This is a genomic window from Candidatus Krumholzibacteriota bacterium, assembly GCA_016932415.1.
Lineage (GTDB): Bacteria > Krumholzibacteriota > Krumholzibacteriia > Krumholzibacteriales > Krumholzibacteriaceae > Krumholzibacterium.
Genome location: JAFGCX010000030.1, coordinates 25,020 through 47,033, shown reverse-complemented (window position 1 = coordinate 47,033; position 22,014 = coordinate 25,020). Strand labels below are relative to the sequence as shown.

The window sequence follows — 22,014 nt, the reverse complement described above, 5'->3', positions numbered from 1 at the left end:
TCCGTTCCGCTTCGAATCATCCGATCGACGATTCTTTATTCTTATTCAATCCGATCTACATCTGGTGACCGGTCGGCATCTCAAGGCCATATCCCTGCCTCTTGTCAGCCCTCTTGAGCTGGTAGGCGAGGAATATCGAAATGATCCCGAGCCCGACAAGCATCAGTATCGGGTAGGTGTAGTTATATGGAGGTATCTCTCCAGAGAGTTTGAGCGCGTCGATCCTCGCCGGGATCTCCTGCATCGAGACTCCCTGCTCAAGGAGATTGTCCCTTGTACTCTGAATCTGGGCGACGATCTTAGGATTGACCAGATCGAGGACCTTGCCTATTCCCCAGAAGAAGGCGGCCAGACCATAGTTCTGTATGGTAAACATCGTCGCGTACGCCGTGCCCAGACGGTTTTCAGCGACGATCTTGGCGACCGAAGGCCACATCGCGGCGGGAACAAGGGAAAAAGCTATTCCCAGGGCGAGAAGACCGAAGTACCCGAGCGTAACGCTGTTGAAGACCGATAGCGAAAGGTGCGCGAAAATCAGAAGAAATGACCCGAGGATCATCAGGGTAGCAGCCTTTCCCTTCTTGTCCACGACTGATCCAAAAACAGGGGTAAAGAGGATCGTCCCGAGAGGGATAAGGCTCGTCACCTTCGGACCGTTATGGAAGAATTCCTTCACCTTCATCCAGAACCCCATCCCCGCCATATCAGGCAGGGTGCTCGTGAACCCGAACTTGTTGATCAGAAGATCGGGGGCGTACATGACGAATGGGAAGACAGCCGCGTAAAAAGCGACGCAGAGAAGGGCGATAAACATGAAAGAATTATCGGTAAGAAGTTTTCCAAGATCGCTGAATTTGAACTGGGAATCTCCGGAAGATTCGACCTTCCCGGTGATCTCAAGTTCTCTCTTGTCGAACTTGACATCGAACATCAGATATGCGAGGAAAGCAATGACCGAAATCCCGACCAGGGAAGCGGCGAAAAGCAGTCCCGTCGATACGTTACCTCCGGCGATATCGACGCCGAAGAAGTTGGCGCCGGCTGAACCGAGACGTCCGAAGCCGACATTTATCGCCATCGCGAGGGCCAGTTCGTACCCCTTGAACCATTTGACGATCGTCCTCGACACCATTACGCATACCGTCTCAAGACCGGTACCGAAGAGGATCCTTCCGATCATCATCCATATCATCATGGTCTTCTCGTTCGTACCGAACTTTCCGGCACTGGCAAGAGCGACTATGAAAGCTCCGATTCCGGCAAGGATCGCGAAAAACGTACCTGTCTTACGGATCCCCCACTTATCGAGAGCCATTCCGCCGAGAATGATCATCAGAGCGAGGTTGGCCCAGGTCGTAGATGCCACTATCGTGCCGAACTGGCTGCTGTCGAATCCGAGCTGGCTCTCCATCAGACCCTTCAGCGGGCCCATGCAATCCTGGAACCAGTATGTCGAAAAGAGCAGCGTGCTTATCAGTATCAGCACCATCCATCTCAGCGCCTTGGAGTCGTTTAGTCTTTTCTGAACAAGTTCCATAAAACCGCTACCTCCGTAAAAAAGTTGCTACTCATCATTCTCCACGCATTCGCAAGACAATATAGTACTCCGTTATTGATGTCAAACGGAGAAGATATATAAATGAAATAATATTCGATGGATTTCCCCTCTGCAAGGATAATCTGCCCCTCGAAGACAGATCCTGCAAATGGCATAATCCTCCCTAAAATCTCTCCCTGTTCCTTATCTCCCTTCCCGTGACCGGCCACTCATTTCTACCTGAACCTTTCATCCGATCTGATATTTTTCTTTCCCGCTTCCTCGAGCCAGCCGGTCTTCAGGTCCTGGCGGGAATCGAACTCTCCGACGAAAGGCTTGATATCGAGCAGAGGCGTCCGGTCTAGCATATCGACGTCGACGACAGAGATTATCCTTCCATCGATTCCCACGAGCCGAACCACCGACAGCCCTATCGGATTGGGACGCCTTGGGGCGCGCGTCGCGAAAAGCCCCCTTGGCTGATCATCGAGAAAGGGGATCACCTTGAGACTGTACCCCTCTGACATGTGAAGATGATAGAGAAGGATTATATGTGAAAATCCGTCGAGGTCGGCAAGCCCGCCGGCGTATTCGTCGAAGACCTCGACGGTCCCCTCCGCGCCCCCGGAACGAGAAGCCTGTATCGGCATCCCGCTTACATGCTGGAACGGCGTACGCACGAGCCCGATCGGCTTGAATTCTATTTTGTTACCACCCATGACCTTTCAACCGATCTGCGCCTCGACCAGTCTTGTGATCTCGCCGCTTTCAGGAAACCTGTTCTCCTTCGTACTTTTCTTGCTGAAGATCAGTCTGCCATCGAACTTGACATCGAAGACTCCCCCGCCGCTTTCGACGAGCTTGACCTCGATTCCTTGAAATGCCGATCTCAACTCCTCTTCCACACGGGAAGCATATGGCAGGTAGTCTCATACAACGCAATACGTTATCGATATCCGCATTTTTTCTCCTCACCCAGGGCATCGCCTGATGATCATTCTTCCCTGATCATTTCCGAACGTCTCTTGTCCGTTCCCGAAAATGATATCCCTATTCCGAAATGATAGAAAGGGTCTCCTCCTCCTGTGCTAAACATTATTCCGGCCTCCGGTCTTAAAAGAAGCCAGGTCCTGTCCGGACCTATGCCGAGCCCGACATTTGCCGCTACCCTGTGATCGGGAGCCTGGTCGTCAAGGCCTAGCAGAAGTTTCAAAGAGATGTTTATCTCGACGCTGCTGCCGAGTTTCTGCGTCGTAAGAAGGGTCGGGTGGACCTCCCATGTTTTTGATGATTCCACGTGCTCGCCAAAAGCGAATCCGACCGGCAGATAGAAGGCGACATGATCGGGATCGAGAGCCCATTTCGGACCGAATCCAAAGGCCCCGATCGGATCGATACTACTGCCGACGGGATTTATATTCTCGTACCTCACCCGCAGATCAGCCCTGTCCGATATCCCCATACCGGCCTGGACTCCCAGCTGGTCCTGGAGCTTTTCTCCCGATACAGAGGCGGCGCAGTAATGCCCCGTTATCTCCGCCTTGCCGCGGCCCACAGTCCTAGCGCTCTGAAAATCTGAAAATGGAGCGGCGCACCCCGCCGCGAAAAGAAAGAAAGTCACGACCCCCGTCGCCCTGACAGATCGGGCGGCAAAATAATCAGATACCTTCATATCATCCCCCTATTGATATGATTTTGTTCCATCCTCCTCGTCACAAAACTCAATAAAAGACAAGCACCCCTATACTTCCGGATCGTCTTCGATATCGCCAGGTTCGAGTTCAAGAATATCTGAAGCCTCTCCTGCTGGCAGTTCCTCGACCTGCCTGAGTTTCCTGTTCATCTGCCTCGTCCTCACGTCTGTCTGCTCGATCGTGTTCGAAGCGGCGCTGAGCTGGCGTTTGACCCTGGCGAGCACTTCGCCGAACCTTCCGAACTCCGTCTTTACGGCGCTGAGGATCTTCCAGACCTCGCTGGAGCGTTTTTCTATCGCCAGCGTCCTGAATCCCATCCTGAGACTGCTCAGGATCGCGGTCAGTGTCGTCGGCCCGGCTACTACGATCCTGTATTCGTTCTGAAGCTTCTCCACCTCGCCAGCCTGCCTCAGGACTTCGGCGTACAGCCCTTCGGTCGGAAGAAACATGATGGCGAAATCGGTCGTGCGGGGCGGGTCGAGATACTTGTCCCGGATATCTCTGGCAAAGCTGTGCACGACCCGCATGAGAGATACTACGGCTTTTTGCACTTCGTCAGCATTTCCCTTTTCGGAAGCGTCGACCAGCCTTATATAATCCTCCTGCGGGAACTTCGAATCTATCGGAAGATAGACGTACTCCTGCGGTCGATCGTCCGGACCAGGAAGTTTTATAGCGAACTCGACCAGTTCCGCCGAGTCCGCTTTCGTCTTAACATTCTTCTCGTACTGATCGGTAGTGAGGATCTGTTCGAGAATCGCTCCGAGCTGAACCTCTCCCCAGACACCTCTTGTCTTGACGTTCGTAAGGCTTTTCTGAAGGTCTCCTACCCCGGTCGCCAGGTTCTGCATCTCGCCAAGCCCGCGCTGAACAGCCTCGAGCCGTTCGCTTACCAGGTTGAACGATTCCCCCAGTCTTTTCTCAAGAGTGGACTGGAGCTTCTCGTCGACAGTCTCGCGCATCCTGTCGAGTCTCTTCTCGTTGCTATCCTGCATCTCCCTCAGCTTCTCGTCTACTGTCGAACGAAGGCGGGCGATGGTATTCTCGTTTGATTCGGTGAGTTCCGAGATCCGCTTAGAGACGATCTCGAGCTGGCCGGTCTGGCTCCTGCCTATCCCGTCAAGGGTCTTCACAAGAGTTTCTGTCGTATCTTTCTGTATCCTGCCGATCTCTTCCCTGAGATTTTTCGACATCGTCGCCGATTCGTCCCTCGACCGGCGGAACTCTTCCCGTATCTCTCCCTGCTGGCTCCCGGCACCCGCACCTGAGTTTTTCCGCAGGATCACCAGAAGAAGAACGATATTTACCGCCAGAAGAAGGGCGGTCACCCAGCCCGGTATATCAATCACAGTCACCTCCGCCAAATCCGGGAAAAGATCCCGGCAAGATATTCTTTAGCTTTAGCCGCGTCAGCCAGATCTACCTCGAGGTCCAGAAGAGGGATGTCATCCAGAGTCTTAAGATACCCGGCCAGTTCGGAAAAATCAAATGTGCCGTTGCCTGGAAGGAGATGATCGTCTGATGAGCCGTCATTATCATGCAGATGGATCACTACTACCCTGTCTCCGATGGCGTCCCACCATTTCTTCAGCGGAAGATGAGAGAACGTGTTGACATGTCCCGTATCGAGGCAGAATCTCACATTGTCGCCCGGAAGCAGTCCGGCCAGATGTTCGAGGATCTCCGGCCTGTCGTCCCACGTGTTCTCCAGGGCGATCATCACGCCGAGTTCTTCCGCTTTCTCCAGGACTTCAGGCATCCTCTCCGACCAGTTCCTGAACCAATGCCTTCTGCCCCCGGTTGAGAACTGGGGAAGGTATCCGGTATGCATAACCATTATTCCCCCGCCGATAGCGGCTGTGATCTCAAGCCCGTGGATCAGGCACCGGACGGAATATTCCGAGATATTCCTGTCTATTCCAGCCACATCGACCCCGAAAAAAGGTCCATGTGTAAGAGGCGTGAATGAAAAGGATGAGAGCGTCTTCCTGATCCGCGAAAGCGTCTCGGACGATATACTCATCATATGATCGACATTCGTCATCCTTACTTCGGGAAGGAACCCTTCCTTTCTGACGAAATCGATTTTTTCCTCCAGCTTATCCAGCGGTACGCTGAGATAAAATCTCATATTAGACTCTTCCGTGTTCAAACCCTCTTGACCTGTCAGCGCTATGCAATTATCCTTCCCACATATTGCCAGATATCCGGTCACAAGACAAGGAGTGATAATTAAAATGAGACTGGTCGAATGCGTACCCAACTTCAGTGAAGGCCGTGATATGGCCAAGATCGACCTCATTACAAACGAGATCAGGGGCGTCGATGGAGTACTCCTGCTCGATGTCGATCCGGGAAAAGACACCAACAGGACTGTAGTAACGATGATAGGCCCCCCTGACGAGGTCGTGGAAGCGGCTTTCAGGACGATAAAAAAAGCCGCCGAGGTGATCGACATGTCGACCCACTCCGGCGCGCACGCCCGCATGGGCGCGACAGACGTGTGCCCCTTCGTCCCCGTCACGGGAGTCACCATGGACGACTGCGTCGAACTGGCCCGCCGCCTCGGCAAACGAGTCGGCGACCAGCTTGGTATCCCCGTCTATTTCTATGAGTACGCCGCGTCGAGGCCTGAGCGGCGTAATCTCGCCGACGTGCGCGCGGGCGAGTACGAAGGACTGAGCAAGAAACTGAAAGATCCCGAGTGGAAACCTGATTGCGGTCCGGCCGAGTTCCTGCCCGGCGCGGGAGCGACAGCGGTAAGCGCCAGGGAGTTCCTGATCGCCTACAATGTCAACCTCAATACCCGCGACACCGCCGTGGCGAAAGAGATCGCTTTCGCAATCAGGGAGAAAGGCCGCCTGAAAAGAGACGAAGGTAACAAGATAGCCCGTGACGAAAAGGGAAATGCTCTTCGCGAAAAGGGCCTTTTCAGGGAATGCAAGGCTGTCGGATGGTACATGGATGATTTCGGAAGGGCCCAGGTATCGATCAACCTGACCAACTACAAAGTCACCCCTCCCCATCTCGTCTTTGACGAATGCTCGAGGATAGCCGCTGAACACGGAGCGAGGGTCACGGGAAGCGAACTGGTCGGATTGATCCCCCTCGCCGCGATGGTGGAAGCGGGAAGATATTATCTGAAAAAGATGGGCAGACTCACCGGCGTGCCTGAATCGGAACTGATCCATATAGCGAACCTCTCGATGGGACTCAGCGATCTCTACCCGTTCGAAGCGGACAAAAAGATCATCGAGTACCAGTTCAAAAGGAAAGACAGCCTTGTAGCGATGTCAGCGGTCAGGTTCTGCGACATCCTCTCCACCGATGCCCCCGCTCCCGGCGGTGGAAGCGTCGCCGCCCTCTGCGGAGCGCTCAGCGGGGCCCTTTCGGCGATGGTCGGAGCTCTGACCCATGGGAAGAAAGGGTACGAGGAGGCGTTCGGGGAGATGGAGGAAGTGAGCCTCCAGGCACAGCAGCTCAAGGACCAGTTCCTCGCCGATGTCGACCGCGACACTGACGCTTTCAACAGAGTGATGGAAGCGATGAGGATGAAGAAAAAGACGGACGAGGAAAAAGCCGCCCGCGACGCCGCGATAGAAGAGATGACGAAGGAAGCGACTCTTATCCCTCTCGGAGTGCTTGAGCGCTCGATGAAAGCGGCGGAACTAGCCAGGATAGTGGCGGAGAAAGGAAACAGGAACTCCGTCAGCGACGCCGGCGTCGCCGCCCTTACGGCAAGAACGGCGGCCGAAGGCGCCTATCTCAACGTAATGATAAACCTTCCAGGGATAATAGACGAAAAATTCAAGAAAGAGACGATGGACAAAGCTGTCAGCCTGCGCGAAGAAGTCGTCAGGCATACGGAAGAAACGATGCGTCTTACTGAAAAGGCAATTTCCTGACGCGCGTAAAGGAGCAAGAAGTGATAACTCTCGATGCTGAAAACCTCTTTTCCTACATAGACAAGGCCGATTTCGACGCGCGTATGCCGTCGGCCATCGAAGCGCTCGACTCCCTGCTGAAAAGAGAGGGCGCCGGCAGAGAGATGCTCGGGTGGCTCGATCTTCCCGCCACTCCTGAACGCGATCTGGCCAGTATCACCGAAACCGGCAAACGGATACAGGACGAGAACGACTGCCTGGTCGTCGTGGGGATCGGAGGATCTTATCTCGGCGCCAGGGCGGCGATCGAGGCTCTTCCGACCGAAGCCGCTTTCCCCGTCTATTTCGCTGGTAACAACCTTTCTCCGGGTTATCACGACCGTCTTCTTTCGCACCTCGATGGAAAACGATTCTCGATATGCGTCATCTCCAAATCGGGAACGACGACCGAACCGGCCATAGCCTTCAGGCTGCTGAAAAGAAAACTGATTGAGAAATTCGGCCGGGACGGCATCGACGGCAGGATCATCGCGATCACAGATCCGAGCCGCGGGGCGCTTCGCCAGATGGCCGTAGAGAACGGATGGAGGATATTCGACATCCCGGGAAATGTCGGGGGAAGGTTCAGTATCCTATCTCCGGTCGGGCTTCTCCCCTGCGCAGCCGCCGGTATCCCCGTTGCCGGAATGATAGCTGGCGCTGCTTCGGGACTGGAAAGATATACCGCCCTGGACAAATCGAATATAGCCGTCAGGTACGCCCTGATTAGATATCTGCTTCATGACAAAGGAACAGCGATAGAGGTGCTGTCGACATTCCACCCCGAACTGGCCGTTTTCTGCGAGTGGTGGAAACAGCTGGCGGGAGAATCGGAAGGGAAGAACGGCAAGGGCCTCTTTCCCGCCTCGACCGTGATGACTACCGACCTTCATTCCCTCGGGCAGCTGCTGCAGGAAGGAGCCCGCGACATCCTCGAGACATTCCTCGTCGCGGCGCACCCGTTAAGAGACCTCACCGTTCCGGAAGAACAGTCCGATCTCGACAATCTCAACTATCTCTCCGGTCGTTCCCTCGGCGAGATAAACAGGAAAGCGTTCGAAGGGACAAGAGCCGCCCATATCTCCGGAGGCCTTCCCGTACTTACTCTTCAGATCCCGTCGATAACTCCCGACGCGATCGGCAACCTCTTCGTCTTTTTCGAACTCGTCGTAGCCATCACTGGAAGGCTTATCGACGTCAACCCTTTCGATCAGCCGGGGGTCGAGGAATATAAATCAAGGATGTTCAAACTTCTCGGAAAACCGGGGGCGAATGGATAATAACGCAATATCAGGTATGAAGAGAATACAGCGGGCAGCCGTTATCATCTATGCCTCCGCCTCGCTTCTTTTCCTTTCCTCATGCTCCGATCAGTCCCCTTATTCGAAAGAGACCTTCGTGATGGGCACAAAGGCTGTCATCACTATCTATGGCCTCGGCGAAAAGGAAGCCTCGGAAGCGGCCGGAGAAGCGCTTCACGAACTTCACCGTATCGAGAGCGTGATGAGCAACTGGATCTCCGAGAGCGAGATCTCGATGTTGAACGGGAGGTCAAAGGATGGTCCGGTCAGGGTATCGGACGAACTTTTCGAGATAATTGAGGCTGCCTTCGAATATTCCCGGTTGACCAGTGGAGCTTTCGATATCACCGCAAGGCCCCTGGTGAAACTCTGGGGATTCCAGGGTGGCGAACCAAGACTCCCGTCCAGCGAGGAGATCGACTCCACGCTCGCGATCGTCGGTTATCACCGCGTGATCCTCGACAGGGACGAGATGACCGTTACCCTTCCCCCTGGGATGCAGATCGATCTTGCCGGCATAGGCAAGGGGTACGGCGTCGACCGATGCGCTTCCATCCTCAAGGAGCATGGAGTGACAAGCGCGCTTGTGAATCTGAGCGGCAATATGTTCGCGATAGGCTCTCCAAAGGGGCGCGATTACTGGTCCATAGGAATCCGTGAACCGCACGGAGAAGAGGGGATCGTGGGAAAACTTCTTCTGCGCGACGAGGGTGTCGCCACATCAGGCAATTACGAGAACTTCATCATGATCGACGGACAGAAGTACGGACATATAATAGATCCATCGACGGGCCGAACCATAGATCATATACTTGCCGTCACAGTCGTCGCTCCAAGCGCCCTCGCAGCGGACGCTCTTTCAACGGGGATGTTCGTCCTCGGCCCCGAAGCGGGCGCGGCGGCCGCGGCAAAGATACCGGGCGTAAAAGTGGTATACGCTCTCGTCGATGACACCTTCGAATTCACGGGAAATTTTGGAAAGTCCCTTCTTCTCGACTGATCCGCTCACGATCGGCTATATCTCTTAAAAGGCCGCCGCCTTACTTCACTGCGTCTCATCGCTGTCCGGTCCGAAATCGAACCATTTCTGATGAAGGACGCAGGTAGCGCAATCATGTTTTTTCCTTATCGCCGGAGTCCGTCCCTGCTTTTGGGCAAGGGATATCTCCGCCTTATTCATCAGGCCAAGCAGTATTCCCAAAACAATAAAAGCGCCCGGCGGAAGGATCATAAGAAGAAGGGGGACGTAACCAGCGCCGAATACACTGACGCCGAAGACAGAGCCGTTACCTATAAGCTCCCGCACCGAGCCGAGAACGACCAGGGAGAGGGTAAAACCGAATCCCATTCCCAACCCGTCGATCAGCGATATCCCGATCGGGTTCTTCGAAGCGAACGCCTCGGCCCTGCCGAGAATTATGCAGTTTACGACGATCAGGGGGATGAAGAGTCCCAGGCTCTTGTGAAGAGCGTGAAAATAGCCGTTCATCACCAGATCGACTATCGTCACGAATGTCGCGATCGTCACGATGAAGGCCGGTATCCGGACCTTCTTCGGAATTACCGAGCGAAGGACCGATATGACGACGTTAGAACAGACGAGCACGAAAGTAGTCGCCAGCCCCATACCTATACCGTTGATCGCCGACGTAGTCACGGCAAGGGTCGGACAGAGCCCCAGGACCAGCCTGAAGACAGGATTTTCACTCCAGAAACCTTTTATGAACTCGTTCCAGGCTCTCATCTCTACTGATCGCCTCCCTTGTTTTCTTCAGTATTATTTTCAGTTTTTTGTCCGGCATCTCCATCAGAGAGGATCCCCTCCCTGTTTTTCGCGAAAAATTCCAGGCCGCCGTGGGTGGCTTTCGTTATTGCCCGCGATGAGATCGTCGCTCCGGTGATAGGCACGAATGTGCCACCGTCCTTCGTCACTGCCCAGTTCTCCGGATCGGTCAGGCTTTTCCCACTGTATTTCACCTTGAAATCGGCATCTGTTATCTTTGCCCCGAGACCTGGAGTCTCGAGATGCTTCAATATCTCTATCCCCTGGACGACGCCGTCGATATTCACTCCGACCATGAAGTTGATATCTCCGGAATATCCATCGGGAGACACGACTTCGAAAGCGACGCCGACGATCGCCCCTTCCTTGCGGCCCCGATATATCTCGACGATACTTCCGTCCTCCTTCGCTATCTTTACGATATCCTTGTCCGGCTCGTTGTCAAAGGGAGGAAGTATCGCGCGCACCGCGCTCATCTTCTCTTCAAGCGCGGCTTTGGCTATCGGTTCGGCAGTCTTTTCACTTACAAACGCCAGCACGCCCGCGGAGACTGCCGCAATGAGAGTAAGCACCATACAGAGTCTGAAGATCTCTTTCATCGAACAGGTACCTCCATTATCGAACGCTTTCAGGCAGCCGCCTTTTCAGGTTTGACGGCGCCGAAGACCTTCGGCTTCGTCCACCTGTCAATAAGAGGCGTCGCGGCATTCATTAATAATATCGCGAAACTGACACCCTCCGGATATCCGCCGAAGAGCCTTATTATCACTGTTATTACTCCGCATCCCGCGCCGAATATAAGCATCCCTTTCTTCGTCACCGGACTGGTCACGTAATCCGTGGCCATGAATATCGCTCCGAGAAAAAGACCGCCGCTTATGACGTGGAATGTCGGATCGGCGAAACGGGTCGGATCGGCCAGGTGGAAGATGCCGGTCATAAGCCATACCGAACCGATGTACGAAACCGGTATATGCCAGCTTATCACCTTTTTGAATATCAGGAACAACCCGCCGGCAAGGAGCAGTACTACGGATACTTCGCCGAGACACCCCGGACGGAATCCTATAAGCAGGTTGATTATCTCTTCTCTCCCGAACGCTACGTCTATATGACCCAGAGTGGCGAGGCTTTCCTTGGCCGCCGCCAGAGGAGTCGCCGTCGTCACCCCATCGACTCCCCAGGCAGAACTTGTCACCCAGCGAGCGGTCATATGAACGGGAAAGGATATAAGCAGGACGACCCTGCCGATCAGGGCCGGATTGAACGGATTATAGCCAAGCCCTCCGTAGAGCTGCTTCGCGATGACGATCGCGAAAAAGTTTCCAGTAACTATCAGCCACCACGGACTGGCCGAGGGAAGGTTAAGGGCGAGGAGCAGTCCTGTAAGGACGGCGCTGAAATCTCCGATCCTCACCGCTTTCTTCATCATCTTCTGAGCGAGAAGTTCAAATATCACCGCTGAACCGATCGATATCACGATCACCCTCGCGGCGTCGATCCCGAAAAGATATACCGAAAAAAGACTCGCCGGGAGAAGCGCATATATCACAAGCCTCATCACGGAGCTTACGGTGCGGCCATCATGCATATGCGGCGAAGAACTGACGAGAAATCTCGGCCCCGATTCATCCTTCTTTTTAGGTTTCGGCGCCGGCTTTTTCGCGGTAGCGCTTTCGTCCGCGGAGGCGGAAGGCTTTTCTCCCCCGGCTGGAGGGTCGCCGCCGCTTTTGCGTTCCTTCTGAGGATCGATGCCCTCGATATTCTCTTCCAAAAAATACCTCCAGATATCGGCCGGACCGGCTAAATCGCCTTTCTGGCTTTATTCCTGATCTCGGCTTTCGCTCTTCTGAAATGATGGACCATAGGCCTTCTCGACGGACAGACATAGGCGCAGCAACCGCATTCTATGCAGTCCATGACATTATATTCTCCAGCCTCATCGAACCTGATCCGCTCGCTGTATATACTCAGGTCGGACGGATTGAGGCGCATGGGACAGACTTCCAGGCAGCGGCCGCACCTTATGCACGGATCGCTGACGTACTGCCCGACTTCGTTCTCAGTCAGAAGGACCAGTCCGCTCGTTCCCTTCGTCATCCCCGCTTCGAGTGAATGCTGGGCGATCCCCATCATCGGTCCACCGTTGATGACTTTGATCGTATCTTTTTCGATCCCTCCGCAGAACTCTATAAGATCTCCGAACTTCGTCCCTATCCTCGCCATCACGTTTGCCGGTTCCTTTATTCCGCTTCCGGTCACGGTAACGACCCTCTGTATCAGAGGCCTGTTGAACCTGACGGCTTCATACGCCGCGGCGGCCGTTCCGACATTCTGCACGAGGACGCCGACATCCATCGGAAGACCCCCCGCCGGTACTTTTCTCCGGGTCAGGGCGTAGATCAACTGCTTTTCAGCTCCCTGCGGATATATGACATCCATCGCCTCGACGCTGAAACCTTTTCTTCCGCTGATCTCGTTGCGCATTACGCTTATGGCGTCCGGCTTGTTTTTTTCTATCGCGATGACGATCTTCCCGACCCCTATTACCAGCGCGAAAAGGGACGCTCCGTCGAGGACATCCTTCGCCCTCTCAAGCATCACGCGGTGATCGGCGGTAAGGTACGGTTCGCATTCGGCCCCGTTTATAATGAGAGTATCTATCTTCTTCCCTTCGGGCGGGGAGAGTTTGACGTGAGTGGGGAAGGTCGCCCCTCCCATCCCTACGATCCCACCGTCATGGATCAGGTTCCTGATCTTTTCCCTGTCGAGATCGGAACTCGCCCTTTCCTTATCGCACTCCGGAGCCCATTCGTCCTTGCCGTCCGGTTGGATGACTGCAGCCAGTATATCGGCTCCTACCGGCGACGGCCTTTTCTCTATCGATATTATCTTCCCGGAAGTGGGAGCGTGCACCGGCGTCGATACGAATCCGCTCGACGCGCCGATCTCCTGGCCCTTTTTGACCTCGTCCCCCTTATTGACAATCGGCTTGGATGGAGCTCCGAGATTCTGGGAAAAATATACTACCAGCTCGCCGGGCAGCGGCATCTCGACGATCGCGCGGCTCTCTGCCATCGTCTTGTTATAAGCGGGATGCACTCCTCCGAAAAATCCTCTGCTGCTCATCAGGCGCCACCTCCCCCTGCTGCCTGCTTCTCGCAGGGCGGATCATCGCACTTGGCCGCCCTCACTACTATCGTGTTCATCGGGCACTCCTGCGCCACCTCACGCGGTATCTCCATATCATAATTCACCACGGCGAGGAAATCCTCCATCACGATGCTTCCCTCGGGCGCCGCTTTCACGCACTTCTGGCAGGCGATGCACGCCGTCTTGCACGCCTTTTTCGCTGCGACTCCCTTGTCGTGGGAGGAACAGAGGATATGCACATCCCTCGCTGCCGGCACCATCCTGATGATACCCTTTGGACAGGCTTCCACGCACTGGCGGCATCCGGTACATTTATCCGGATCGACCTCGGCCAGTCCACCGGGAAGCATCTCTATCGCCCCGAAGGGGCATATCCCGGCACACGTTCCGAGCCCCAGGCAGCCGTACGAACAGCTCTTGTCTCCGCCGAAAATAAGCGCCGCGGACGCGCAATCATATATGCCGTTGTAATAGAACCTCTTCCCCGCCACCTGGTCGTCGCCCTTGCACATGACCATCGCGACCATCCGGACCTGTCCCCCTTCAAATGAGATCCCCATTATCTCTGATATCTTTTTGCGGGTATCATCGTTTCCGACGGGACAGTCTCCTACCTGAGCCTTCCCCTCGACTATGGCCTTTGCCAGTCCTGAACAACCGGGGTAGCCGCAGGCGCCGCAGTTCGCCCCGGGAAGAGCATCCTCCACAAGCTCGATCCTCGGATCGGTTTCCACGGCGAAAATACGGGCGGCCACCGCCAGTCCGAAGCTGGCCAGGAGCGCGAGAGCGGCAAGAGCGATAACAGCACTCAGCATATCAGGTTCTTCCTCCGTATTGACGATCAGTCGTCTGTTTCTTCATCGATGTTCCGCCTCCCCGGCGGAACCGCTATCTATCTTATATTTTAACCAGTCCTGTAAATCCCATGAAGGCAAGAGAAAGCAGTCCCGCTGTGACGAGCCCGATCGCTGTCCCGCGGAAAGAGACAGGCGTGTCGCAGAGATCTATCCTCTCTCTCAACCCGGAGAAAAGGATCATAGCGAGGCCGAATCCGAGCGCCGCGCCTATTCCGAAGATCGTCGTTTCGAGCAGGGAGTATTCCTTCTGGATATTGAGTACGGCCACTCCGAGGACCGCGCAGTTCGTCGTTATCAGCGGGAGGAATATCCCCAGCGCCTGGTATAGAGTGGGGCTGAGTTTCTGAAGGACCAGCTCCACAAGCTGAACGAGGCTGGCGATCACGAGGATGAATGTCACCGTCTTCAGAAATGTCAGATCGGCGGCTATCAGAACGAAATGGCCGGCCGAGTCGGCCGGGACCAGGATGTAGTGATAGATCAGCCATGTCGAGACGGAAGCCATCGTCATTACGAACAGCACCGCTCCACTCATCCCGAGAGCTGTCGACACCCTTTTCGATACGCCAAGAAACGGGCAGATACCGAGAAATCTCTGCAGGACGAAGTTATTGACAAGTACGGCGCTGATAATGATCAATAGTAATTTCGGCATTTGACACCTTCACTGCTATGGTAATAGACCTTATCAAGGCGGATCTCGCTCTCCGAAGATCTTTTCGGCAGCGAAACGGCATCAAGGTAATACAGCCTGCCGATTTAATCAAGCCTTTTCCTGAAGCGGGGATGAAATTCAGAAAGACACCCTGAGTCCGAAGGCCGGCATCACTGGAAGACCGCGGAACCAGGTCCTCGCCGAGTAGTCCTCGTTGTACCGCTGGTTGAATACGTTGGTGTGATTGGTGATATTGAGTACTTCGACAAAGAGAGCGGCGCTCTCCCAGCGCCACTCGGCATGGATATCGAGACGCTGGAAAGAAGGCAGCGTCGCCGACATCCTCGCGCCCTCCGAAGCGATATACCCCCCCGCGTCCCTCTGATATACCTCGCCTATCGGCGTGTACGGCCTGCCTGATCCGATATTCCACGCCAGTGAAAGGCTGAAATGTTCCGTCATCTGTCTGCCCGCCTCGATCATCAGCGAATGTTTCTGCTGGTATGGAGAGGCGTACCAATAGGGGCTGTCGTACGCCGGTACGAGACCGTTCACCTTTCCGTCGCTCAGGTCGGGCCTGAAAGTCAGCGTATGGGGATAATCGATCCGCTCGGCCCTGTTATATGAATAGCTCATCACGGTCTCCCAGCCTTTCGACACGAATTCCATCCCGATCTGCAATCCCCTGCTTCTTCCCTTCCCCATGCTTTCGTGGATCACCGGATCGGCTTCGACGGGAAGGTCCCATTCGCTCCTGAGATAACCACCCGCCTGGACGAGCACTCCGCCGGGGAGTTCCCTTCTCAGGCTCATGTTGAATTGAGCCGCTTTTTCCGTCTTCAGATGCGAACCGATCGAAGCGGGATTGCCGAAATCCTCGGCGCCATCCCTCGAAAATACGCCGCCCGAGGCGAGTACGACCGTCTTCTCCCCGATCCTTCCCTGCAGCGATATCCTCGGGCTGAGAGAACTCTCATCTGTCCTTGAATAATATTCGCCCCTCAATCCCGCCTGGACGGCGATCCTGTCGCAGGCCCAGGTCATCTCGGCGTAACTTCCCGTATATCCCCACCTGTTGTCCCCGTCGGCGACAAATGCATACCCGTCGTTATCGAGCCTTACCGCCGAGTTCTCGTTCCTGCTGGCGAGCCAGAACCCCCTTCCGAAATCAAGCTCGTATTCGATCATCGAAACGGACGAATAGAGCCCCCCCGAAATCGTTCCCCTGCCGTAACTTCTTCCCACGTCGATCCTGAGAGTCGTCCTTCCTCCATACCATCCCATACTCTCAAGATCATTGCCGCTCATATCAAAATTGGACCTGTAAGGCTGGTAGCCGATCATCGCCCTGCCCCACCACGCCGCGCCCTTGCTCCTGTCATAACCGTAGGCCAATGACATGCTCGAAATGCTCCTGTACCATGTGACATCTGAAGCTGTTTCGCCCTCTGCTGAAGAACCCTCCATGCTCATCCTCGATTCATCGCCCGAGACAAGGAGTCCGAGTTTCAGGTATCTCCTTCCGCCGATCCTTCTGACTACATTCGTCTGGATATCGTAGAAATTGGGAAGCTGCGTGTTGGAGGCTCCTCCGAATGCGTCGTAGAGCAGGTCGATATAACTTCTCCTGGCGAGGACCGATGTGGTGACCGCCCCTTCCGAGAAAGATCTTCTCGAAGCGACCGAAGAACTTAGCAGCCCGAGGGAAAACTCGTTGCCCTCTTCTTCCGCCGCGCCATCGTATGTCTCCACTTCGATCACCGCCCCGGTGGCACCATGGGAAGAGGCGGAAAGAGGAACGGGGGAAAAATAAAAACCCTTTATATTGGACGGGTCATATATGCTGCAGAGGCCACCGAGGTGATATGGCGATGAATAATAGAGCCCGTCGAGGAAAAAGGCGTTCGCGTCGGGTGAAGAGCCATAGATGCTGAAGCGTCCGTCGAAATCGGCGCCGGAAGATACTCCCGGCAGGTCTTTCAGGGCGTAAAGGGGGTCTGCCTGCGAAAGGGTCCCGCTGGAGAGATCATCCGCCTTCATCTCTATCCTCGGAGAGACGCTCATCCTCTCCGGATGGACCTCGGCGTACACTTCGATCCCTGAGATCTCGTATAGCTTTGTCTCCAGGCAGATCGCAAGATCGAGGGGACCGTCCGCTCTCAGCTCCATGAAAGGGATCTGTTCGAACGAGACATGAGTTATCGCGATATGAGCAAGCGCCGCTCCGGCTGGAAGAACGACTTCGAAAGACCCGTCATTACCGCTCAGCGTCGTCGCCCCGGTCTCGAACAGATCGATCACGGCAAGGCTTACCGGCTCGCCTGTCTGACAGTCGCTAAGGTGCCCCGTTATTACGATTTCTCCTCCCTCTCCAGCCAACGCGGCCTCGAAATGAGAGGCGATCGATATAAGGGCGATATATGCTGCAACGCGCAGTACACGGCCGGGGCCATTCATGGTAATCCCCATGCGACCGTCCATGGCAGCGCAATCAAAATTTCATCCGTGGATTATATGTAAGCCAAATGAGATATATTCAGATATTAATGGAACGCTCTGCCGCCGCGCAGTGAGCCTTTCATATTGTGATGCGTTATCAGCAGGCGGCAGACGCATCGCTTTTCACGATTAAATTGTACCATGCCGTCGTGAATATGGTCAATAGGGTGAAGAACCCATGGGGGTGAAAGCCCGCTGGCTCACGGCCAGACAGAAAAGAGAACTCCCTGCCACGTCAGCCAGCCCCAGAGGATAAAAAACGGCCCGGCGCCTGGCCGGGCCATAAAGGTTTTTATTGATTCGGCAGCGCGGCCGCGATCATCGTTCCTTCCACGACAGCATCATGCACGGCATCGAGGAACCGAGTGCCTGCGAGATCGCGTCCTGGCTGTAAAGCACGGCGGCGTTTCCCGAACTGAAGTTGAAGTCGGATGTGCCGCGCACGATCATGCTTCCGAGGACCCAGGGCGTTCCCGTGAAATGGACATCCCCTTCGACATAGATAAGCCCCCTGAAATTGAAGCTTCCCGCGGCGTGAAGATCTCCAGTGATGTAGAGCAGGCCCTCTCCGACCAGGTTACTGGTTATGCTCGCGTCACCGTCGATATACGTTATCCCGTTCAACGGATTGGCTATCGATGTGTTATCCGCGCTGGCAAGCATGCTCGCTACCTCGGCATCCGAGATACCAAGAACCTCGGCAAGGGAATAGAATGGATTCGTCGCGGCGTTGTCGATAGGCGCCGGATCTCCCACGACGTCGGCGCTTCCCTGCGTCTTTACTTCGTCTCCCGTCGCGGTCACGCCGGGAAGGTTACCGTTTGGAAGATGATAGGCGAAACAAGCGTTAGGTTCGGTAAAAGGGGGAATATCGACCGAATGGTTGAATCCGCAGAAGGCACAGTTACCTGTAAGCTTGACTGCCTTGTCGACGTAAAGGGCGCCGAGCGTGCGGGCGACCATGGTCCTCTTGACGACTTCAGCCTCAAGCACTCTCCTGCCCCCCGCCGCCGTACCACTGACCGTTATGACCTCTACCGGGAACCCCGAAGCGAAATTCTCCGGCGGTATCTTCATCGGATCGTACCGGACGATCTCGTTGACGTCGCGCGCTCCATCGCCGTCGCGGTCCTTCCACTTGTGTTCGATAGTCAGTACGTCATCGGTACCACTCGCGGCGCTGTACTCCATGTACGGAGTACTGGTGCTCTGCAGCGTGCCGGTCGAATATATCGACCCGGCGCTCGCCGGAGCCGACCCTGGAGAGGTAAGATATATCCTCGCCTTCCAGTTCGGATCATACGGTTCACTGTCTCCGATCGCCGCGTTTCCAGTCCAGCCGGCAATGGTGACGTTCGTGGGATTCGACATCGAAAGCCTGTGGATCGCTTCGTTAATGCCAGCCTCGGCGACGAAAAGGGACTGCACCGTCGTCCTCTGGTTTCCGGCGATCTTCAGATTCATCGATGAGACCATGGCGAGCGTTCCGCCGATGACCGAGACGGCAAAAAGGATTATAAGGGTGATGACAAGTATATTTCCCTTCTCTCCGCCTGATTTTCTTAAATTCATCTTATCCATATCGCACCGATCCTTTTCGGCAGACAGTACTGATCAGATACCACTGCCGAAAAATGCTACCAGTTTTCCCTGCGTCGCGGACGATCTTGTTCCAACGACGATATCAGGACTGCTGTCCTTGTTGAAATCGGCTACGTCGATCGATATGATCTCGCCGAGTTCGGAAGTATTGATCTTCAACCCGAATTCAGGCAAAGTGCCGTAAGCGGGAAGAACATAGATATCACCGGTATAGAGTGAACTGCTCCTCGTGCCATAGGTGATATCGGGGAATATATCGTTATTGACCTGAAGGACCGCGATGCTAAGCACCTCTCCGTTAGCGAAGACGAAATCGTCCGGCATATTGTGTACTTCCTCCGGACCGAAGGCGTATCCCGTCGTATCAGCGATCCCGTACACTCCTGCTTCGTTAAGATAGAGGAATACCAGCCCAATATTCGGACCGACCGAGATCCCCGCTACTATATCGGGGTCGCCGTCGTCGTCTTCCTTCATATCGACCATCTTCAGGTCGTTGACCGCTCCCCATGAGGCGTACCTCGCGCTCCAAGTGAAATTGGCGGAAGCGTACCCGGTATTGAGGTATACGTCTATGTACCCGGTGACCGGAGTCACGTGCGACCCGACTATGATATCCTGGTCTCCATCTCCATCGACATCGCCTGTCTCGACGGCCCAGATCGCTCCGAGCTTGAAATCATCGACAGGACCGGCGTCGGTAACGTACTCCCTGGAAGAAAAATCTCCATCGCCGCTGCCGAGGAGGACCTCGAAAGCGCCGGTTATACCGATCGGGTCTTTCAGTCCGATCACGAGATCGAATTCACCATCGAGATCGAAATCGGCAAGCTTGCTGTCCATCACCTCGTTCAGCCCGCTCGCGTAATACGCCTTATCGGGACTGTTCGAAAGGATCCCTCCATCCTGGGTGAACCAGACCTGGATATTCCTGTCTGTGCTTGTGTTGAGCCCGGTCAATATATCAGGCACGGCGTCGCTGTTGAAATCGAACTGGTTCATCGTATTGATATTGTCGCCGGCATCGCGCCTGTAGACCGGATCGGAATTGAAAAGCTCGCTTACAGGAGTCGCCGAAGTCTCCCACTCGTTATGGAAGACAAGCATGTTCCCGATGCCACCGGAAAGGGCGGTGCCGAGTATGATATCGGTATCATACTTTTCGTCCTCCCCGAGGTTCGCCGTACTTACCGAAAGGACGCGGTCAGTGTTGGAGATATGTATCTCCACGAAATCCTGCCTCGTTTCGAGGATATCGCCGAAGTTACGCACGACGGTGGTATCGGCAGTTATCTTTACATCGGTATATTTGTTGACTGTGGTGGAGGTATATCCAACCGGATCCCTTTCCTCGACCGTGTACACATCCGGTTCGAGGTTGAATATATAGTACCCGCTCGAGTTGGTCATCGTACTGTCTCCGGTCGAGACCTTTATCGTGACATTCGGCAGGCCTTCTTCCATCGAGTTTCGCACTCCATCCTCGTTAATATCGAGGAATGCGTATCCTTCGAGAGTTCCTGTCGTCGGTCCGGCGTAATCGCCGAAATCGACCCTCACCGTATCGCCGTCGGCGACGATGTTCGCCGAGGCGGAGTTTGGAGTCGTCGATGAATACCCTACCGGATCTGCTTCGACGACCGTATAGTTACCCTGCTCGGCGGTGAACGAATAATATCCGGAAGCGTTCGTGTAAGTCTGGGCGCCGCTGTCGAGGGAGATTAGCACTCCTTCGATGCCACTCTCGAGTCCGTTCTTCGTGCCGCTCTTGTCGAGATCCTCGTATACGACCCCTACAATCGCTCCGATCGGCAGACTCGAAATATCACCGAAGTTTATGATCGACGATTGTCCCGAAACGAGTGTTATCGAGACAAGGTTCGCCGTCGTCGACGTGTAGCCGGGAGGATCGACTTCCTGGATCGAATACGCTCCGGCTGGAAGGGCGAAGTAGAAAGATCCGAAATTGTCGGTGATGACGCTTCTGCTCTGGCCGGCGAGCCGGACGGTGACTCCGGGGATACCTGATTCGCCGTTGTCGATAATGCCGTCGCTGTCGGCGTCGTGGAAGACCTTGCCCCTGACCATTGAACTGGTCCGGGACATATTCCTGACGAATACTTCGGAATTCATCGTCACGTTGAGAAATCCACCGTTCGTCTCGTATTTCTTGTCATACCTGTTCGATTCACTCATTACGGTTATCTTGACCCTCTGGATATTGCTGAGAAAATTCTGGGGAAGATCGGTCACTGCCATGATCTCCGCCGTATCAAGCTCGCCGTCTCCGTCAGTATCGCCCCAGAGCCTGTCGGGGGTATTGACATCCTCATCATGATCGTAATAGTACTGGAAGATCGGTTCGGGAGTCATCCATGTCGGCGCGAAATTCGGTCCGCGCACGATGGCGAGATCCGATTCACGGACTTCGTTCTTACCGGAAGCGTTGTATCCGTAGACCGTCTTCTTGAGGACAAAAAGATTGCTGTTCAGACCGGTCTCTTCCGGATCGTCGCCGCGGTCGGCGGTGGTGATCACTCCGTCTCCGGTCGAATCGAGAGTGAAGACGACCGTCTCGGCTTCCGAGTCATAATCGGCAGAGGGTGAATATATCGTCGATCCCGATACCGGAACGGTATTGGGAGCCATGCTTATGTTTATCGCTGAAAGGGGCGCCTGCCCGTCTATCACCCGCCCGTCATCGATATCGGCGTTAAAAGCCACCTGGTATGGACCGGCGTGGACTATCGGCCTCTGTCCGCGGAAATAATCTGTCTGGGAACCGGCCTGTCTCAACTCGCCGGTCACATAGTCGATAGCTATTCTGGCGTTCTGCTGCGCATCGGAGAAATCCGATGTCGTAGCGGCGCTCTTCTGAAAAAGCATGAACACGCCGGATATCGCTATAAGGACGAAACCCATTATGACTATACTGAGCATCATCTCGACAAGTGTGAATCCGGCCTCTGTTCCGATCATCGATCTGTTTAATCTTATTATTCGCATTCCG

The 22,014-nt window shown here is 54.8% G+C and carries 18 protein-coding genes; 3 read left to right on the top strand and 15 right to left on the bottom strand.

The genetic code is table 11. The features are described from left to right. Positions 1-55: 55 nt before the first annotated feature. The 6 genes from JW814_10635 to JW814_10610 all read right to left on the bottom strand — a co-directional run bounded on the left by JW814_10635 (position 56) and on the right by JW814_10610 (position 5,362). Entirely contained in the window at positions 56-1,537 is a 1,482-nt protein-coding gene (locus JW814_10635) for an MFS transporter (GenBank protein ID MBN2071902.1), read from the bottom strand. 236 nt (positions 1,538-1,773) lie between these two features. Then, the gene (tsaA, locus tag JW814_10630) at positions 1,774-2,256 is read right to left on the bottom strand and encodes a tRNA (N6-threonylcarbamoyladenosine(37)-N6)-methyltransferase TrmO (GenBank protein MBN2071901.1); all 483 of its coding nucleotides are present in this window, start codon (positions 2,254-2,256) and stop codon (positions 1,774-1,776) included. A 6-nt stretch (positions 2,257-2,262) separates the two neighbouring features. Then, complete coding sequence (locus JW814_10625; protein ID MBN2071900.1) at positions 2,263-2,430, bottom strand: Rdx family protein; 168 nt, start codon at positions 2,428-2,430, stop codon at positions 2,263-2,265. Positions 2,431-2,531: 101 nt separating this feature from the next. After that, on the bottom strand, positions 2,532-3,209 hold the full coding sequence (locus JW814_10620; protein ID MBN2071899.1) for a hypothetical protein: 678 nt from the start codon (positions 3,207-3,209) through the stop codon (positions 2,532-2,534). Between the two features lie 69 nt (positions 3,210-3,278). After that, positions 3,279-4,577 (bottom strand): DNA recombination protein RmuC, encoded by a 1,299-nt coding sequence (rmuC, locus tag JW814_10615; protein MBN2071898.1) that lies wholly within the window; start codon positions 4,575-4,577, stop codon positions 3,279-3,281. Between the two features lie 5 nt (positions 4,578-4,582). Further along, a complete protein-coding gene (locus tag JW814_10610) occupies positions 4,583-5,362 on the bottom strand; it encodes a sugar phosphate isomerase/epimerase (GenBank protein ID MBN2071897.1) in 780 nt (259 codons plus the stop codon). A 106-nt stretch (positions 5,363-5,468) separates the two neighbouring features. Here JW814_10610 and ftcD point away from each other — a divergent pair, with 106 nt between their 5' ends. Genes ftcD through JW814_10595 form a run of 3 tightly spaced genes read left to right on the top strand, consistent with a single transcriptional unit; the run spans position 5,469 to position 9,455 of the window. Beyond that, the gene (ftcD, locus tag JW814_10605; protein ID MBN2071896.1) at positions 5,469-7,136 is read left to right on the top strand and encodes a glutamate formimidoyltransferase; all 1,668 of its coding nucleotides are present in this window, start codon (positions 5,469-5,471) and stop codon (positions 7,134-7,136) included. Positions 7,137-7,156: 20 nt separating this feature from the next. Next, complete coding sequence (locus JW814_10600) at positions 7,157-8,434, top strand: glucose-6-phosphate isomerase (GenBank protein MBN2071895.1); 1,278 nt, start codon at positions 7,157-7,159, stop codon at positions 8,432-8,434. 16 nt (positions 8,435-8,450) lie between these two features. Beyond that, positions 8,451-9,455 carry an FAD:protein FMN transferase gene (locus JW814_10595; GenBank protein MBN2071894.1) on the top strand — a complete coding sequence of 335 codons (1,005 nt, stop codon included), beginning with the start codon at positions 8,451-8,453 and terminating at the stop codon, positions 9,453-9,455. A 45-nt stretch (positions 9,456-9,500) separates the two neighbouring features. On the opposite strand, the gene JW814_10590 is transcribed toward JW814_10595, so the two are convergent. From JW814_10590 to JW814_10550, 9 genes are all read right to left on the bottom strand, one after another. Continuing rightward, entirely contained in the window at positions 9,501-10,199 is a 699-nt protein-coding gene (locus JW814_10590; GenBank protein ID MBN2071893.1) for an electron transport complex subunit E, read from the bottom strand. Between the two features lie 2 nt (positions 10,200-10,201). After that, the gene (locus JW814_10585) at positions 10,202-10,837 is read right to left on the bottom strand and encodes an RnfABCDGE type electron transport complex subunit G (GenBank protein ID MBN2071892.1); all 636 of its coding nucleotides are present in this window, start codon (positions 10,835-10,837) and stop codon (positions 10,202-10,204) included. A gap of 29 nt (positions 10,838-10,866) precedes the next feature. Further along, positions 10,867-11,829, bottom strand: coding sequence for an RnfABCDGE type electron transport complex subunit D (locus tag JW814_10580; protein MBN2071891.1), 963 nt, complete (start codon positions 11,827-11,829; stop codon positions 10,867-10,869). Positions 11,830-12,041: 212 nt separating this feature from the next. Next, on the bottom strand, positions 12,042-13,367 hold the full coding sequence (gene rsxC / locus JW814_10575; GenBank protein ID MBN2071890.1) for an electron transport complex subunit RsxC: 1,326 nt from the start codon (positions 13,365-13,367) through the stop codon (positions 12,042-12,044). After that, positions 13,367-14,206 (bottom strand): RnfABCDGE type electron transport complex subunit B, encoded by an 840-nt coding sequence (locus JW814_10570; protein MBN2071889.1) that lies wholly within the window; start codon positions 14,204-14,206, stop codon positions 13,367-13,369. Before JW814_10570 ends, rsxC begins: the two co-directional genes overlap by 1 nt. A gap of 82 nt (positions 14,207-14,288) precedes the next feature. Continuing rightward, positions 14,289-14,903 carry an electron transport complex subunit RsxA gene (gene rsxA, locus JW814_10565; GenBank protein ID MBN2071888.1) on the bottom strand — a complete coding sequence of 205 codons (615 nt, stop codon included), beginning with the start codon at positions 14,901-14,903 and terminating at the stop codon, positions 14,289-14,291. A 138-nt stretch (positions 14,904-15,041) separates the two neighbouring features. Continuing rightward, positions 15,042-17,372: a hypothetical protein gene (locus JW814_10560; GenBank protein ID MBN2071887.1), complete on the bottom strand. Its 2,331-nt coding sequence runs from the start codon at positions 17,370-17,372 to the stop codon at positions 15,042-15,044. A gap of 348 nt (positions 17,373-17,720) precedes the next feature. Continuing rightward, positions 17,721-18,983, bottom strand: coding sequence for a pilus assembly PilX N-terminal domain-containing protein (locus JW814_10555; GenBank protein ID MBN2071886.1), 1,263 nt, complete (start codon positions 18,981-18,983; stop codon positions 17,721-17,723). A 33-nt stretch (positions 18,984-19,016) separates the two neighbouring features. Next, a complete protein-coding gene (locus JW814_10550) occupies positions 19,017-22,010 on the bottom strand; it encodes a VCBS repeat-containing protein (protein MBN2071885.1) in 2,994 nt (997 codons plus the stop codon). Positions 22,011-22,014 lie beyond the last annotated feature (4 nt).